This is a genomic window from Kitasatospora sp. NPDC056731 (assembly GCF_040687675.1).
GTDB lineage: Bacteria > Actinomycetota > Actinomycetes > Streptomycetales > Streptomycetaceae > Kitasatospora.
In genome coordinates, this window is record NZ_JBFBNR010000007.1 from 14238 (window position 1) to 29922 (window position 15685).

Sequence of the window (15685 nt, forward strand, 5' to 3'; positions counted from 1 at the left end):
CGACCTTGTTCATGACGGATTCACCGACATGGCAGGAGCCTTCGCATGCCTCCCTCGCTCGGCACCAGCACATGGGCTCCGCCGGGAGCCCCCGGTTCCTCTGCCGCGGGAACAACCCGCGGGTCCCGACTACGAGTACCGGGGGAAACGGTGACCGACGGCAGCATCACGTTCGGTAGGTTCGTCTCGCTGCATCGCGCAGAGATGGGCTGGACGCAGCTGCGCCTGGCGACGGAGCTCAACCGCAGCGAGGACTGGATGTCGCAGGTCGAGCGGGACGTCCAGCAGGTCCAGGACATGCAGCTCCTACGGCGGATGGCCTCGACCCTGGGCGTTGAGATCGACAGGCTGATGGCCTTGCCGCAGCCCGCGGCCACGAAGCCGAGACCACCACGACGCCGTGTCAGCTCGGCTACGCTGGCGACGACTTCCGGTGCCGAGGAGGACGATGTGCGACGCCGCCCGTTCCTGTCCCTGGCGGTTGCCGCCTTCGTCACCCCGGCCGCAGGTCAGCAGGTCGCGCACGCGGAGGCGGTGTCGCCGTTGTCCGGCCTGGAGGACCTGCTGCTGTACGGGCCGGGCAGGGCCCCGGCTCCCCGTCGCGAGCCGACCCTGAAGTCCGTCGCCGCTTCTCTCGTGTCCTCGCGCCAGGAGTTCAAGGCGGCCCGGTACGACATGCTCGCGCAGGCGCTGCCCGGACGGCTCGCGGCTGCCGACATGGCCGGTACGGCGGAGGAACGTGCCCGAAACGTCGCCCGGTTCTACAACATCGCCACCAGGTTGACCATCAAGATCGGTGACAACAACCTGGTGGCCGTGACCTCGGACCGCGCCCTGACGGCCGCCCGTCTGGGCGGCGATCCGCTGATCACCGCGGAAGCCCAACGGATGGTCTCCAGCTCGTGGCGCCGCCAGGGCAGCCTGGCTCGGGCGACCGACATCGTGGTGGTAGCCGCCGAAGACCTGCTCGCCGACACCTCGGTGGCCGAGGCCGCCCGTCTGGCCACGCGCGGAGACCTGTACGCCACCGCCGCGTACACCGCGGCCAAGTCCGGAGACCGGTCCTACGCGCACGCCCTCATCCGGGAGGCCGCAGACAGCGCCGCGGCCGCAGGCCGGGCCTCCGGCCTGGTGGACGGCATCCAGGGTGTCGCCCTGCACGAGCTGTCGGTCCACTACGAGCTCGGAGACGCCGGCCGGGCGATCGAGCTGGCCAGGACGATCGACCCGAGCGCGCTGCCGACGGCCGAGCGGCAGGCCAGGTTCTTCACGGACGTGGCCCGCGCGTTCGACCAGTGGGGCAAGCACGAGAACTGCTACCGGGCACTGCTCGCCGCCGAGGAGGCGGCCCCTCAGGAGATCCGTCGGGGCGCCGTCCGCGACCTCGCCGTAGGCCTTCTGCGGTACGACCGCCGGCTTCCGGGCGTTCGCGACTTCGCCGCCCGCGCAGGCGTACAGGGCATCTGACTCGTAGTCGGACTACGGCCCGTAGTCCGACTACGGATCACGGCAACGAGCCGGCAGTTCACTGGGACAGCCAACCCGTCCCTTCGCTGCGGAGGCTCTCACATGCCGACGTCCAGCACCTCGCCGTTCCCCGCCGGTCCCCGGCTCGCCGCCCCGCAGGACCGTGACCGGCTCGGCACCTTCCTGACCGCCTCCTGGGCTGCCCTGCACCTGCCCGTGCTCGTCCTGCTGGGGTTCGCCGTCCAGCAGCAGGTCGACGCCCGGCCCGAGGCCGCGGTCGCCGCTGCCCCGGACCTGCCCATTCAGTAGGCATCCGGCTCATCACCGCCCCTCCTTCCACTCGCTCGCCCGAGAGGAGCCCCGGCCATGCACCGGCTACCCGAAGCTCCCACGATGAGTGCCGCGTTGGCGCGCATCGACTACCGCACCACCCCCGAGTACTACATCGACACCGAGCAGGTCGCCGACCCCGTCGTCGCGCGGCTGCTGAGCTGCTGTCCGACCATCTTCGGGCTCAAGAAGGCCATCGTCGACCTGCTGGCCGGACGGTTGGACATCGAGCTGCCGGAGGGAGCCGGGGTCATCGAGCCCGGCGCCGTCGTCCGCGGCGAGGTGACCGTGGCGGCCGGCGCCGTCATCGCCGAGGGCGCGGTCGTCACCGGCCCGGTACTGGTCTGCCCCGGCTCGGTGATCGACTCCGGAGCCCGCGTCCGGGACCACACCGTCATCGGTCCCGGCTGCCGGATCGGCTGGGGCGCCGAGGTCACCCGCTCGCTGCTCACCGGCGGGGTCTTCATGAAGCACACCAGCTTCGTCGGCGACTCCGTCCTCGGCCTGGGGGTCAACATCGGCGCGTTCGTGTCCACCACCGGCCTGCGCGTCACCAGCGGCCCGGTCGTCGAGCCGGCCACCGAGGAGGTCTGCGCCCATCTCGACGGCCACCGCGTCGCCACCGGCCAGACCAAGTTCGGCGCGGTCATCGGCGACGGAGTGATCGTCCCCGCCGGCACCGTGCTCCAGCCCGCCACCCTCATCGGCGCCCACTCCACGCTCTACCCCCGCACCCAGATCGGCGGATTCTTCCCCGCCGGAAGCCAGGGAAGGTGACCATGACCGCCACCACGACCCCCGACCGGCTCACCCTCCGGATCACCGGCGGCCACCCGCTGCACGGTACGACGATCGTCCAGGGCAGCAAGAACATCGCCCTGCACCTGTACGCTGCCGCGATCCTCGCCGACCAGCCGCTCACCCTCACCGGCACCCCCGCGATCCTCGACACCGGCGTGTGCGCGGAGATCCTTCACCGCACCGGCACCCGAGCCACCATCGCCGAGGGCGAGTTCGAGACCCGGCCCGCCGACTCCTACTTCCCGGTCATCCCCGACGGCCTCGGACGGTGCATCCGGACCACCGCGGTCATCGCGTCCGCGCTGCTGGCCCGCTCCGGCAAGGTCACCTTCCCACTGCCCGGCGGCGACGCCTTCTGCGCCCGGTACATCGACCTGCACCTGGCCGCCATGGAGGCCGCCGGCGCCGACGTCGAGGTCAACCGGGGCCGTGTGCGCGCCCGCTTCCCCGGAACGAAGCGCCTTCCGTTCATCACCAACGTCAGCACCAAGAAGTGGGGCCCGAGCCTGGGCGCGACGGTCACCGCGATGCTGCTGGCCGCCCGCACGCCCGGCACGTCGTCCATCCTCGGGCCGAGCATCGAGCCCGAGGTCACCGTATCCGCCGAACTCCTGGCTCGCTCCGGCGTCGGCATCACCTGGCAAGGCACGGACGCCCTGCACGTCACCGGCACCGACCACATCGCCGGCGGCGTCTTCCCGGTCCCGTCCGACCGGCTGGAGGCCGCCACACTGGCGCTCGCCGCCGCGATCACCGGCGGCACCGTCCACCTCGACGCCTTCCCGCCCTGCGGCTTCCCGCCAGGCCTGGTCTCGGTCTTCGCCGACACCGGGATCCTCCTGACCCCCGAGCGCGGCGGAACGACGGTCACCGTACCGGCCGGACTGCATGCGACGGAGATGGCCACCGGCCCCCACCCGGGTTACCCGACCGACGTCCAGCCCCAGCTGACCGCGGTCCTCACCCAGGCCGCCGGAACGTCCCGGATCGAGGAGCGGATCTACAGCCGGCGCGACACCCACCTCGCCGCGCTGCGCAAGTTCGGCGCGGTCGTCAACGCGGAGGGCCAGCTGATCACCGTCGAGGGGCCCTCCGGGCTCGCCGCCGCTGACGTGGCGGGCGAGGACATCCGGGCCGCGACCGCGCTCGTGCTCGCCGCGCTGGCGGCCGAGGGCACCTCTACGATCCGGGGCATGTACCACCTCCGGCGCGGCTACGGCGACTTGCTGCCCAAACTCGCCGCGCTCGGTGCCAGCCTGACGATCGACCGGGAGATGCCGTGACCAGCACCAAGCCGTTGAGCCCCGACACCGTCGCCGAGCTGCAGCAGTGCCTCGACCTGCTGGTCGACGACGGCGCCCTGCCCGGCGGCGTCCTCGCCCACGGCGCCCGGAACGGCCGGCCCGCGTTCGTCTCCTCCGGCGTCATCGCGCCCGAGTGCGGGAACGCCGGGCCCGGCCCGGGCACGCTCTACGACGCCGCGTCGCTGACCAAGGTGCTGGCCACCTGGCCGCTGATCGGACTCACCGACGGCATCACAGCCGAGACACCGGTGCGGCACCTGCTGCCCGACCTGCCGGACCAGGTGCCCGGCGCGAACGTCACGGTCGGGCAGATCCTCGCGCACACCTCCGGCCTGCAGCCCGAGACCCGCCTCGACCAGTACCGGGGCCGCACCGAACCCCTCGCGGAGCTGATCTGCGGCGAACCGCTGACCGCCGAACCCGGCGCCGGCCACCGGTACATCAACCGCGGGTTCATCCTCCTCGGCCTCGCGCTCGCCCACCTCCACGGCCGCCGCCTGGACGAGCTCGCCGCCGACCTCTGGCAGTCCCTCGGCATGACCCACACCACCTACGGACCCGTCAGCCGCTCCGCCGACGTCGCCCCGACCGAGCAGCGCCTCCCCGGCGGCCCGCGGCTGTGGGGCATCCCGCACGACGACAACGCCACCCTGCTCGGCGGCGTCGCCGGCCACGCCGGCGTCTTCACCACCCCGGCCGACCTGGCCACCTTCGCCGACCGGCTCCTCACCACGTACACCTCCAGCCACGGACTGGGTGCCTGGCTCCGCACCAGCATGGAACCGAAAGCCGAGATCGAGCCCGGGCTCCACCGCGGCCTGGCCTGGATCCTCGCCGACGACGGCCGGGTCGCCTACCACCACGGCTTCACCGGCACCAGCCTCTACCTCGCCCCGGACACCGGCCGCTACCTGGCCATCTGCGCCAACGCCGTCTACCACCACCAGAACAACCGCACCCGGCTCGCCCCGCTCCGCAACCTCGCGCTCAAGGCCGTCGCCGCCGACTGAGAGGACCCTGCCGTGCCCCAGGCCACGCTCGCGTCGCTGACCACCCTCCGGCTCGGCGGGCCCGCCGGCGCCGTGCTCAACCTGTCCGACCCCGCGGACTGGCTCGACGCCGCCCGTGCGATCAGCGCCCAGGAGCAGAACGGTCCCGTCGTCCTGGGGCACGGCAGCAACGTGATCGCGGCGGATGCCGGCCACCCCGGCACCGTCGTGGTCATGAACACCCGCGGCATCACCGCCAAGAAGCTCGACGACACCACGGTGGCCGTCACCGTCCAGGCCGGCCACCCGCTCACCGACCTCGTCCATTGGGCCGCTGCCGAACGGCTTGCCGGCATCGAGTGCCTGGCCGGGATCCCGGGCACCGTCGGCGCCGCGCCGGTCCAGAACGCCGGCGCATACGGCCAGCAGATCGCAGACTCCCTCCACAGCGTCACGGTCTGGGACTGGGGCATGGGCTGCCTGCGGACCTTCCCGGCCCAGTCCTGCCGCCTGCGCTACCGCAGCAGCCGCTTCAAGCGAACCCCCGGCCGCTGGACCATCCTCGCCGCCTCGCTCCACCTGACCCACACGCCGGCGGCCCCGATCACCTACCAGCCGCTCGGGGACGAGCTCGGTGTGCCCGTCGGCGCGCGCCCGACCGTTCCGGAGGTCACCGCGGCCGTACTCGCCAACCGCCGTCGGCGCGGCCTCCTCCTCGACCCGAGCGACCAGGACTCCCGGCAGGTCGGATCCGTCTTCCTCAACCCTCGAATCACCACCGCCCAGGCCACGCGCTGGTCCGACTGCGGCTGCCCGGTCCACCAGGACAGCGATGGCGGCCTCCGAGCCAGCGCCGGGTGGCTCCTGGAGCATGTCGGCTGCCGGCCCGGCCAAGCCGTCGCCGACGGCGTGCGCTGCTCGGAACGCCGGACCCTCACGGTCACCGCTCAAGGAGAGGCCACAGCGGCAGCGTTCGTCCGGGCGCTCGCTGACCTCACCGCCCAGGTCGCAGCTGCAACCGGGATCATCCTCCAGCCCGAGCCGACGCGCGTCGGCCAGTGGGTCACCGGCCCCTGATCTCCCGCTGGCCTCAGCTACTTGCCACCTCCGCCACACGCCGGTCGATCAAGGTGGCTGGGCTGGCCGAGCGCACGTTGCCGAACAGCTCTTGGCCCGCGAAATGAGGCAGTGCGATCCTCCACCGAGGGCTGGAATCTGATCAGCAGGCTTACCGTCAGCTACATCGTCCGAGTGTCCCGGTTGACCGAGGTCGCAGGCCGGATTGTTGCCCATCGGGGTGAAGGATCGACGAACAGGCCTTAGGCCTAAAGCCTTTCGCTGACCTTCTTCACGGCTGAGGAGTTGTCCCCCGGCTACGGGAAGTCCGCAGGGCGCTCACCCCGTGGCCGTGGAGGCAGGGTGAGCGCCGTCGCGCGTCCGGACGTCGCCGTTCGTCAGACCTGCGCGACCGGAAGGTCCTCGTGTGCGGGCCGTTCGCCCCTGGGTACGGCCAGCAGGGTGATCAGCACGCCGAGCACGGCGAAGCCCGCCCCGACGGCGAACGCGAGCCGGAAGCCCTCCGTCATCGCGTCGGCCATGGCCGGGCCGCCGGCCTGCTTGCCCTCAAGGAGCTCCCTGATCCGGGCGTTGGCCACCGAGGAGAGCACGGCGAGCCCGAGCGCGCCGCCGATCTGCTGGGTGGTGTTGATGAGGCCGGAGGCGAGGCCCGACTCCTGCGGTGTCACACCGGAGACGGCGACGATGGTCACGGGCACGAACGAGAAGCCGAGTCCGAGCGCCGCGACCACCGAGGGCAGGAGCACGTCCCCGGCGAACGTGCCGTTGGCGGGGATGCGGGTGAACAGCAGGAGGCCCACCGCGGTGAGCGCCAGACCGCAGGCGAGGACGGGCCTGGGCCCGACCTTGGTCACCAGCTGGGAGGCCGCGCCGGCGGCGACGATGCTCGCCACCGAGAAGGGCAGGTAGGACAGTCCGGCCTCCAGTGCGGAGAAGCCGAGCACCTGCTGGAGGTAGAGGGAGATGAAGAAGAACATCGACAGCAGCGCGGCGCCCACCAGCAGGGACACCGCGTTGGCGCTGGAGAGGTTGCGGTTGCGGAAGATCCGCAACGGCATCACCGGGTGCTTGACGAGGCGCAGTTCGACCAGGGCGAAGACCAGCAGCAGGACGGCCGCGAGGCCCAGCAGCCCGATGGTCCTGGCCGAGCCCCAACCCGCCCGCTCGGCGTCCACGAGCGCGTAGACCAGCACGCTGAGACCGCCGGTGACCAGTGCGGCGCCGGCGAAGTCGATGCCCGTGCGTTCGTGGCCGCGGCTCTCACAGACGAACCTCGGTGTGAGGACGGCGGCGACGACGCAGATCGGCACGTTGACGAACATCACCCACTCCCAGCCCGCCCACTGGGTGAGCACACCGCCGAGCAGCACGCCGATGGCGCCGCCCGCTCCGGCGAGCGCGCCCCAGATGCCGAGGGCCTTGTTGCGTTCGGCGCCTTCGGTGAAGGTCGTGGTGACGATGGACAGGGCGGCCGGCGCGATGATCGCGGCGCCGAGGCCCTGCCCGACCCGCGCGGCGATCAGCAGGCCCGCGGTCGGGGCGAGACCGCCGAGCAGTGACGTGGCGGCGAACAGGCCGAGTCCGGTCATGAACACCCGCCGCCGTCCGAGCAGATCGGCGGTCCGGCCGCCGAGCAGCAGGAAGCCGCCGAAGGCGAGTGCGTAGGCGTTGACGATCCACTGGACGTCGGAGTCGGCGAAGTGCAGGTCCCGCTGGATCGAGGGCAGCGCGACGTTCACGATCGAGGCGTCGAGCACCACCGTCAACTGGGCGACGGCCAGGACGACGAGCGCCTTCCAGCGGAGCGGATCCGGGGAGGGGGTCGAGGTCGAGGTCGATAAGGAGGAAGTGGGAGGCACGGCCATGGGAGGGATACGCTCCTGTGGGTTAAAGTGGTAACCGGAATCGGACTCACGGTTCCGTTTGGCGACGATACGGAGGCGCGGTTCCCCTTGTCAACCACCCCTTCCCCTCCCCCTTCCCGCTCCAGCACACCCACCGGCGGCAAGCTGCGCTCCGACGCCGCCCGCAACCGGCTCAAGGTGCTCGACGCCGCCCGAGCCGCCTTCTCCGAGTCCGGGCGGGACGCACAGATGGGCGACATCGCCCGCCGGGCCGGGGTGGGTGTCGGCACGGTGTACCGCCACTTCCCGACCAAGGAATCGCTGGCGGAAGCGATCGTGGAACACCGGTTCCAGCAGACCCTGGACTTCCTCAGGAACGAGGTGCTCCCCGACCCCGACCCCTGGCACGGCCTCGCCCGCTCCCTGGAGTTCTGCGGAATCATGCAGGAACAGGACCGGGGTTACGCGGAGACGGTCACCGCGATGGTCGGCGGCAGCACGTTCGACGCGGCGGCGATCGCCGAACTCAACGAACTCACCGACACGGTGCTCAAGCGCGCCCAGGCCGAGGGCTCGGTGCGAGAGGACCTGACCGTCGCGGACGTGTCACCGCTCTACATCGGCCTCTGCCACGTCGTACAGGCCGGGGTCACCGACTGGCGCCGCTACCTGGGCATCATCCTCGACGGGCTGCGCCCGCGACGGTGCGCGGACTGCTCCCGCGACTGACACCGCACATCGCCCGCCGCCGGGGGGCGAATCAGGAAATCCGCTGGCAAACCCCCCACCTCCCCAACCCCCTCGACAAGAACTGCCCCCGAAGGTGAACCCGATGGAGACCCGGCTGCGTGTCTACGTCTGTAGGGCGACTGCAGAGTAGCCTTACGTCCGCTCAGCCACCTGGTAACGAAAGGGAGACCCAAAGATGAAGATCCTGTTCGCCATCCGTGACGCGTCCTTCGCCAAGAAGAGCCTGAAGGCCAGCGCTTGGTACATCTGGTACTAAGCCGGCTGATCGGTACCTCCGGTACCTGAACAGCTGATCCGCCCCCGCCCCTGCCCCCCCCTCGCGGCCTCCGCCGGGAGATCGGGCCCGGGGCGGGGGCGGAGACCGGTCCCGGCAAAGTCTCGGAGACATCACATGGCCCTCTCCCCCGCCTCCGCCCGTTCGCGAACCACCGTGCTCTCCCCCCGACTTGAGGCCCTGCTCAAGGACCATCTGGGCAAGGACGCCGTCCGGCTCGAACCCGACACGATCGGGGTCGCCGGGCCCGAGCTCACCGACCGGATCCTCGCCGCCCGGCGCGCCACCGAGATCGAACGGCCCACCTTCAAACCGCTGCACGGACGTTCGATCACCCGCACCGAGGCGTCCTCGGTGACCCGGACGATCGGCAGCGACGTGCGCGAGGCACTGAAGGCTCCGCTGCCGCCGAACATCGACCTGTCCGGTCCGTGGCCACTCACCGGACACCTCTTCCTGCGCGACCTCATCCTCGGCCGGGACCCGCGCCGGCTGCGGATCCTGATGAGCCGCAACCTCGAACTGACGCCCCTGCTCACCTGGTTGGTGATCTCCGCCGGCGCCGCACTGCCCGGCAGGCCCAAGCCCGGCGACGACCTCACCGAACTCGGCAAGCTCACCGCGAAGGCGACCAACTACCAGGACCGCCGGTACGCGCTCGGCATGTACCGCCGAGCCGCCGCACCGGTCTGCTTCACCATCTCCACCCTGGTCGCGAACGCGCTCTGGCTCGGCGCGCCGTTCGACGACAGCACGCCGAACCGGAACATCATCTTCGAGTCGCTGCGCCTGCTTCCGCCGTCCTGGAACATCCTGCGCCGCGCCTCGCCCGAGTACCCCGCGATCGACCCGCGGATCGGCGCGGGCGACGACGTCCTCGTCCTGCCGCTGCTCTCGCACCGCGACCCGGCACTGTGGGAGGACCCCCACGAGTTCCGCCCGGAGCGCTGGGACCACCTCGACCCGGACAACACTCCCGGCTACCTGCCGTTCGGGCACACCTCCGAACGCTGCTGGGGCCGGCACATGGTGATGCCGCTCGCCGAGCTGCTGCTGGACCAGATCCGTACGGCCGGCCTGGTCGTCGACCCCGAACAGCGGACCGCCAAGGTGCCACTGCTCGGCCTGCTCGGCGTCAGCGAGATCCGCGTCCTGAAGCCACGCGGTGCACACTGATCACATGCACGATGATCACATACAAACCGAGCACGGGGATTCCGAGCACGGAGATTCCGAGCCCGGGGCTACCGAACACAGCGCCGCCGAACCGGAGTTCGCCGACGGCCAGTTCTACGCCGACCCGCACGCCGCATACCGCCGCTGGAGCACCGAAGGCGGCGCCCGCAAGGTCCGGTTCGGCGGCGCGGCCGGACTCGAAGGCTGGGTCGTCACCGGCCACGCCGAGTGCCGGGCCGCCCTCGCCGACCCCCGGCTGAGCAAAAAGGCCGTCACCGAGGCGTTCGCCCGACACGTCGGGAACTCCGAGGGCGGCCCGGGCCGCGACCTGATGACGCACATGCTCAACTCCGACCCCCCGGAGCACACCCGACTGCGCAAGCTGGTCCAACAGGCCTACACCGGGCGGCAGGTGGCGACCCTGCGACCGATGGTCGAGCGCCACGTCGGCGCACTGCTCGACCAGCTCGACGGGCCCGACCCGGTCGAGCTGATCAGCGAGTTCGCGCTGCCGCTGCCACTCGCGGTCGTCTTCGAACTGTTCGGCGCGCCGCAGGCCGAACGGGAGAACCTCCAAGTCCGGGGCAACGCGGTCGATGCCGACCCGGAGGCGGACGGCGAGGCTGACGGCGGAGCGGACGGCGGAGCAGACGGCGAAGTCTCGGTGGAGACCGCCGAAGGCATGGCGGACTACCTGCGCGCCCTGGTCGACCACAAGCGCACCCACCCGGGCGACGACCTGATCTCCGAACTCCTCGCCGCCCAGGCGGACGGCGACCGGCTGACCGAGGCCGAGATCACCTCGATGGCGTTCCTGCTCGCGATCGCCGGCCACCAGAGCACCGTCAACCTGATCACCAACGGCATCCACGCGCTGCTCCGCCACCCCGAGCAACTCGCGGCGCTGCGCGCGGATCCGGCACTGCTTCCCGGCACGATCGAGGAAGTCCTGCGCTACGAGAGCCCGTTCAGCATCGCCTCACTGCGCCGCACGACCGAGCCGGTGACCATCGCGGGCACCACGATCCCGGCCGGCGAGTTCGTCCAGATCGCCCTGCTCGCCGCCAACCGCGACCCGGCCGTCTTCACCGACCCCGACCGCTTCGACATCACCCGCCCGGACGCCACCCGACACCTCGCATTCGGCCACGGCATCCACCACTGCCTCGGCGCACAACTGGGCCGCCTCCAGGCCGAGGTCGCATTCACCGAACTGCTGCGCCGCTTCCCCGCCCTACGCCTGGCCGAACCGGCCGAGCCCGCGCAGTGGCAGGAGAACCCGAGGCACCGCGGGCTACTCAACCTGCGAGTGCTACTGCACTGACGCCGCCAGGCCCCCACCCACCCAAAGCCGGTGGGGGCCGGTCACCTCACCTGCTCGGCCCGGGTCGCGACCGCCCATCCGACACACCACGTCGAGGACCAACTCCACACACCAGAACGGTCTCCACCGCGGCAAGTGGCAACTCCCCCTGACCGTCGTGCTCCCACGCGCCGACTTCCAGGACTCACTGCGGCGGCGCTGAAGCTCTACGACCTTCCTCATTCCCGGGGCCAACTACCCGCAAGGCCAGCAACACTCCGTGGTAACCAGCTGTCTGTCCCGCCCCACTTCGCTTCGCCCAGCAACGCCCACCGCGCACCTGTCCCACATGAACACCACCCGGCGGACAGTCTCCTCAGCCGCGCATCCCGCACAACCAGCCGAACAGACGCAGCCCCCTACCTGCACCGCCCACAAGACCATCCAGACGCCGCCACGTCACCAGCGGCAGTCGGCGGCCCCGGACAATCTCGGCCACCGCCCCCAGCATGTACGACAGCAACAGACTGACCCCCAACCAGCCCCTAACCTCGAACGGATACCACTGCCAACGGTCCTCAACTCCACGTGCGGGTACGCTTCGAGAACTCAGGCCACGACACCGACAACCAGCCCTGAGGCAAGGAGAGATGGCAACAACACATCGGCTGTTCGACGGAGCCTCCACCAATCGAACTGAACCAATCAAGCCCCTCGGCCGCTAATCACCCCAGGTCAAAAAGCATCGACCCCGCACCCGCGGGGATTGCTCCTGGGTGCGGGCGGTCGTCTCCGAGGTGCTGACATCGGCCCCGCACCCGCGGGGATCGCTCCGTGACGTCCGGGTTGTCGATCATGGCTCCGGTATCGGCCCCGCACCCGCGGGGATCGCTCCGTGGTTGCCGCCAGCGCAGCGTGGTCCTCCTGATCGGCCCCGCACCCGCGGGGATTGCTCGGGATCCGTCAAGGAGTGCGGGGTTGGCTTGGCATCGGCCCCGCGCCCGCGGGGATTGCTCCAGGTAGCCCATGCCCGCCGTGCTCTCGCCGTCATCGGCCCCGCGCTCGCGGGGATTGTTCCGAGCTTGCGGCGCTGCGGAGTCGGGGCGCCCTGTCGGCCCGCGCTCGCGGGGATTGCTCCGCGATCGGGACCTGGCTCGCCGGTCTTCGGGCGTTGGCCCCGCACACGCGGGGATTGCTCCAACTACGTCGGCTTGATCAGCTGCAACCCCGAGTCGGCCCTGCGCTCGCGGGGATCGCTCCGTGGGTCAGCCGGCCCTGGACCGGGACAAGTTGTCGGCCCCGCGCTCGCGGGAGTTACTCTCCGAACAAGGCCAAGGGGACGGCTTGGGAGAGCTCGGCCCCGCGCTCGCGGGGATTGCTCCCGGTGGAAGTCCGCTTCGTGGTCGTCAGCGTGGTCGGCCCTGCACACGCGGGGATTGCTCCAGCGTTCCGCAGCGGTGCCAGCCGTACGCCTTGTCGGCCCCGCGCTCGCGGGGATTACTCCAAGGGCTCCCACCGGATCCACAACCGCTTCATGTCCGCTCCGCACTCGCGGGGATGGTTCAGGGGACCAGCCCGTCGCACCGGTGACCACCGGGAGCTGGTCTCGTCGAGGGTGCGAGCAAGGCGGACACGAGCCTGCCAGGGCCAGTCGAAGACGGTGTCCAACCGCCTTCGACCGGCACGCGGGCCCGCGCCACTGGCAACACACCACGGTGCTGCCCGACGCCCGCCGCGACACCGTCGAGTTCGCCGAACCGTCTACCAACGCCCCGCAATCGTCACCTGCACCACCGACCGGAACGGCCTCCAGGACAGCGGACAACACCCCAGAACGCGGCACCGGGACGACGAGCGGCAAGCTGGCGGGCGGGAGGCTGCCGACGGACCTGCCGCTCGGCACCGCGCCTCGGCCCGCGCGAGAGCATCCAGACCCCCCGGCGACACCAGCGGCAGGAAGCGATCCCAAACGACCTCCGCCACCACCACGGCACACAGCATCTGCGACAACAGCACGTCACCCCCGCCCACCCAGCCACCTCCTGACCTCGGGCGGATACCAACGCCAACCGCCCCCAAGCACCGCCCCGAACCTCCCCACACGAGTACGCTTCGGGAGCGCAAGACACAGCTGACAACTCCCCCACCCGCAAGAAGAAGCATGAACTCCTTCACAGACCGCCTGCCTAATCGAACTGAATCAACTGACGGCCCCTGACACGAATCACCGCAGGTCAGGAAGTATCGGCCCCGCACGCGCGGGGATTGCTCCGCCGACGCCATCCGGCCCGGAGGCGTCTCGTCATCGGCCCCGCACGCGCGGGGATTGCTCGCCAGTGGGCGCCGTCCGGTTCGCGGCGGCTGGATCGGCCCCGCACGCGCGGGGATTGCTCCGACCGACTCCACCGCGCCTACACACTCGGCGGATCGGCCCCGCACGCGCGGGGATTGCTCCAGGACGACCAGCTCCGGCCTGCGGGCGCCGGTATCGGCCCCGCACGCGCGGGGATTGCTCCGGGAGTTGAGCCGTACCGGCCTGGTGGTCGAGATCGGCCCCGCGCTCGCGGGGATTGCTCTGGTGACGCTGCGTCGGGATGCATGGGCGATGCATCGGCCCCGCGCTCGCGGGGATTGCTCCCACGTCGGCGGTGTAGCGGACGGGCTCGATGTATCGGCCCCGCGCTCGCGGGGATTGCTCCTACCCTGGCCGTGGGTCTACTGCCACTCCGGGATCGGCCCCGCGCTCGCGGGGATTGCTCCGTCGACGGTCGGTCGGTGCCGGTGCTGGTGAGATCGGCCCCGCGCTCGCGGGGATTGCTCCTGGTGCGACGACCTGCCCGGTACCTGCGTCGAATCGGCCCCGCGCTCGCGGGGATTGCTCCGCGCACCTGTCGCTGCATCACAGCGGGCAGACATCGGCCCCGCGCTCGCGGGGATTGCTCGACGGAGGAGCAGAAGCAGGCGGCGGAGGCTGCATCGGCCCCGCGCTCGCGGGGATTGCTCCAGCCGCTCCAGCTCCTTGCAGCCCGGCGACATATCGGCCCCGCGCCCGCGGGGATTGCTCCGACCTGGCCGGGCCGGTCGTCGCGGGCCTGCTATCGGCCCCGCGCTCGCGGGGATCGTTCCTTGTTCAGTGAAGCGCAGTTGAGCTCTGGAGCATCGGCCCCGCGCCCACAGGGATCGCTCCCGGGCAGCCCGGTGCAGCTCCGTCGACACTTGATCGGTCTCGCGCTCGTGGGGATCGCTCCCGGGATCCGCGCGATGGCGACGTCGATCTGCGATCGGCCCCGCACACGCGGGGATTGCTCCCGCCGCTCGATGTCCTGCTCCACCTTGTACGGGTTGGCCCCGCACATGCGGGGATTGCTCCAGCACCGGCTCGCCGGGGAACAGCACGGCCCAGTCGGCCCCGCGCTCGCGGGGATCGCTCCCGGCACTACTCCTCCTCGCCCTGCTGCACGTCATCGGCCCCGCGCTCGCGGGGATCGCTCCAGGCCGCCGATGGTGAGCGTGGTGGCGGGGACATCGGCCCCGCGCTCGCGGGGATCGCTCCTCATCCCAAGAGGCAAGCGTGTCCAACTGGCCGTCGGCCCCGCACACGCGGGGATGGTTCAGGAGACCAGCCCATCGCGCCGGTGACCACCGGGAGCTGGTCTCGTCGAGGGTGCGAGCAAGGCGGACACGAGCCCGCCAGGGCTGGCCGAAGACGGTGTCCAACCGCCTCCGCCCTGCACGCGGGCCGCGCCACTGGCAACACACCACGGTGCTGCCCGACACCTGCCGCGACGCCTTCGAGTTCGCCGGCACCGTCTGCCAACGCCCCGCAATCGACACCTGCACCACCCACCGGAACGGCCTCCAGGACAACAGACAACACCCCTGAACCCGGCACCGGGACGACGAGCGGCAAGCTGGCGAGCAGGAGGCTGCCGGCGGACCTGCCGCTCGGCACCGTGCCTCGGCCCGAGCGAGAGCATCCAGACACCCCGACGTAACAAGCGGCAGGAAGCGATCCCAAACGACCTCCATTACCACCACCACGGCACACACAGCATTTGCGACAGCAGCACGTCGCCCCCGCCCACCCAGCCGCCTCCTGGCCTCGGGCGGATACCAACGCCAACCGTCCCCAAGCACCGCCCCGAACCTTCCCGCACGAGTACGCTTCGGGAGCGCAAGACACAGCTGACAGCTCCCCCACCCACGGGAAGAAGCATGAACTCCTTCACAGACCGCCTGCCTAATCGAACTGAATCAACTGACGGCCCCTGACACGAATCACCGCAGGTCAGGAAGTGTCGGCCCCGCACGCGCGGGGATTGCTCCTCGCAGCGGTGGCCGGCGATCGTAGAGCAGATGTCGGCCCCGCA

At 71.0% G+C, this 15685-nt stretch carries 11 protein-coding genes and 1 CRISPR repeat array; of the genes, 10 read left to right on the forward strand and 1 reads right to left on the reverse strand.

Going from position 1 to position 15685, the window contains the following annotated elements:
• Positions 1-45: 45 nt before the first annotated feature.
• The 6 genes from AB0R04_RS09085 to AB0R04_RS09110 all read left to right on the forward strand — a co-directional run bounded on the left by AB0R04_RS09085 (position 46) and on the right by AB0R04_RS09110 (position 5968).
• Positions 46-1467: a helix-turn-helix domain-containing protein gene (locus tag AB0R04_RS09085; RefSeq protein ID WP_363369429.1), complete on the forward strand. Its 1422-nt coding sequence runs from the start codon at positions 46-48 to the stop codon at positions 1465-1467.
• A gap of 102 nt (positions 1468-1569) precedes the next feature.
• Positions 1570-1776, forward strand: coding sequence for a hypothetical protein (locus AB0R04_RS09090; RefSeq protein ID WP_363369431.1), 207 nt, complete (start codon positions 1570-1572; stop codon positions 1774-1776).
• Positions 1777-1860: 84 nt separating this feature from the next.
• Complete coding sequence (locus AB0R04_RS09095; protein WP_363369433.1) at positions 1861-2574, forward strand: hypothetical protein; 714 nt, start codon at positions 1861-1863, stop codon at positions 2572-2574.
• Between the two features lie 2 nt (positions 2575-2576).
• Positions 2577-3881, forward strand: a complete 1305-nt coding sequence (locus tag AB0R04_RS09100) for a UDP-N-acetylglucosamine 1-carboxyvinyltransferase (RefSeq protein ID WP_363369435.1) — start codon at positions 2577-2579, stop codon at positions 3879-3881.
• Positions 3878-4912: a serine hydrolase domain-containing protein gene (locus tag AB0R04_RS09105; RefSeq protein WP_363369437.1), complete on the forward strand. Its 1035-nt coding sequence runs from the start codon at positions 3878-3880 to the stop codon at positions 4910-4912. The genes AB0R04_RS09100 and AB0R04_RS09105 overlap by 4 nt, the downstream gene beginning before the upstream one ends.
• A 12-nt stretch (positions 4913-4924) precedes the next feature.
• Positions 4925-5968: a UDP-N-acetylmuramate dehydrogenase gene (locus tag AB0R04_RS09110; RefSeq protein WP_363369439.1), complete on the forward strand. Its 1044-nt coding sequence runs from the start codon at positions 4925-4927 to the stop codon at positions 5966-5968.
• A gap of 377 nt (positions 5969-6345) precedes the next feature.
• Here the strand turns inward: AB0R04_RS09110 and AB0R04_RS09115 are convergent, their stop codons facing one another.
• Positions 6346-7833, reverse strand: coding sequence for an MFS transporter (locus AB0R04_RS09115; RefSeq protein WP_363369441.1), 1488 nt, complete (start codon positions 7831-7833; stop codon positions 6346-6348).
• Positions 7834-7920: 87 nt separating this feature from the next.
• On the opposite strand from AB0R04_RS09115, the gene AB0R04_RS09120 reads away from it, so the two are divergent.
• The 4 genes from AB0R04_RS09120 to AB0R04_RS09135 all read left to right on the forward strand — a co-directional run bounded on the left by AB0R04_RS09120 (position 7921) and on the right by AB0R04_RS09135 (position 11336).
• The gene (locus tag AB0R04_RS09120; RefSeq protein WP_363369443.1) at positions 7921-8541 is read left to right on the forward strand and encodes a TetR/AcrR family transcriptional regulator; all 621 of its coding nucleotides are present in this window, start codon (positions 7921-7923) and stop codon (positions 8539-8541) included.
• 196 nt (positions 8542-8737) lie between these two features.
• Entirely contained in the window at positions 8738-8818 is an 81-nt protein-coding gene (locus AB0R04_RS09125) for a tryptorubin family RiPP precursor (RefSeq protein WP_224285092.1), read from the forward strand.
• A 135-nt stretch (positions 8819-8953) separates the two neighbouring features.
• A complete protein-coding gene (locus tag AB0R04_RS09130; protein WP_363369446.1) occupies positions 8954-10012 on the forward strand; it encodes a cytochrome P450 in 1059 nt (352 codons plus the stop codon).
• Between the two features lie 4 nt (positions 10013-10016).
• Positions 10017-11336, forward strand: coding sequence for a cytochrome P450 (locus AB0R04_RS09135; protein WP_363369448.1), 1320 nt, complete (start codon positions 10017-10019; stop codon positions 11334-11336).
• A 2222-nt stretch (positions 11337-13558) separates the two neighbouring features.
• Positions 13559-14929: a CRISPR direct-repeat array (repeat unit 28 nt; unit sequence ATCGGCCCCGCGCTCGCGGGGATTGCTC).
• The last annotated feature ends 756 nt before the right edge of the window (positions 14930-15685 follow it).

Bases quoted from the DNA above. Each gene is read 5' to 3' on its own strand.
- AB0R04_RS09125 (WP_224285092.1), top strand. From the start codon at position 8,738: ATGAAGATCCTGTTCGCCATCCGTGACGCGTCCTTCGCCAAGAAGAGC.
- AB0R04_RS09100 (WP_363369435.1), top strand. From the start codon at position 2,577: ATGACCGCCACCACGACCCCCGACCGGCTCACCCTCCGGATCACCGGC.
- AB0R04_RS09095 (WP_363369433.1), top strand. From the start codon at position 1,861: ATGAGTGCCGCGTTGGCGCGCATCGACTACCGCACCACCCCCGAGTAC.
- AB0R04_RS09115 (WP_363369441.1), bottom strand. From the start codon at position 7,833: ATGGCCGTGCCTCCCACTTCCTCCTTATCGACCTCGACCTCGACCCCC.
- AB0R04_RS09135 (WP_363369448.1), top strand. From the start codon at position 10,017: ATGCACGATGATCACATACAAACCGAGCACGGGGATTCCGAGCACGGA.
- AB0R04_RS09090 (WP_363369431.1), top strand. From the start codon at position 1,570: ATGCCGACGTCCAGCACCTCGCCGTTCCCCGCCGGTCCCCGGCTCGCC.
- AB0R04_RS09130 (WP_363369446.1), top strand. From the start codon at position 8,954: ATGGCCCTCTCCCCCGCCTCCGCCCGTTCGCGAACCACCGTGCTCTCC.
- AB0R04_RS09085 (WP_363369429.1), top strand. From the start codon at position 46: ATGCCTCCCTCGCTCGGCACCAGCACATGGGCTCCGCCGGGAGCCCCC.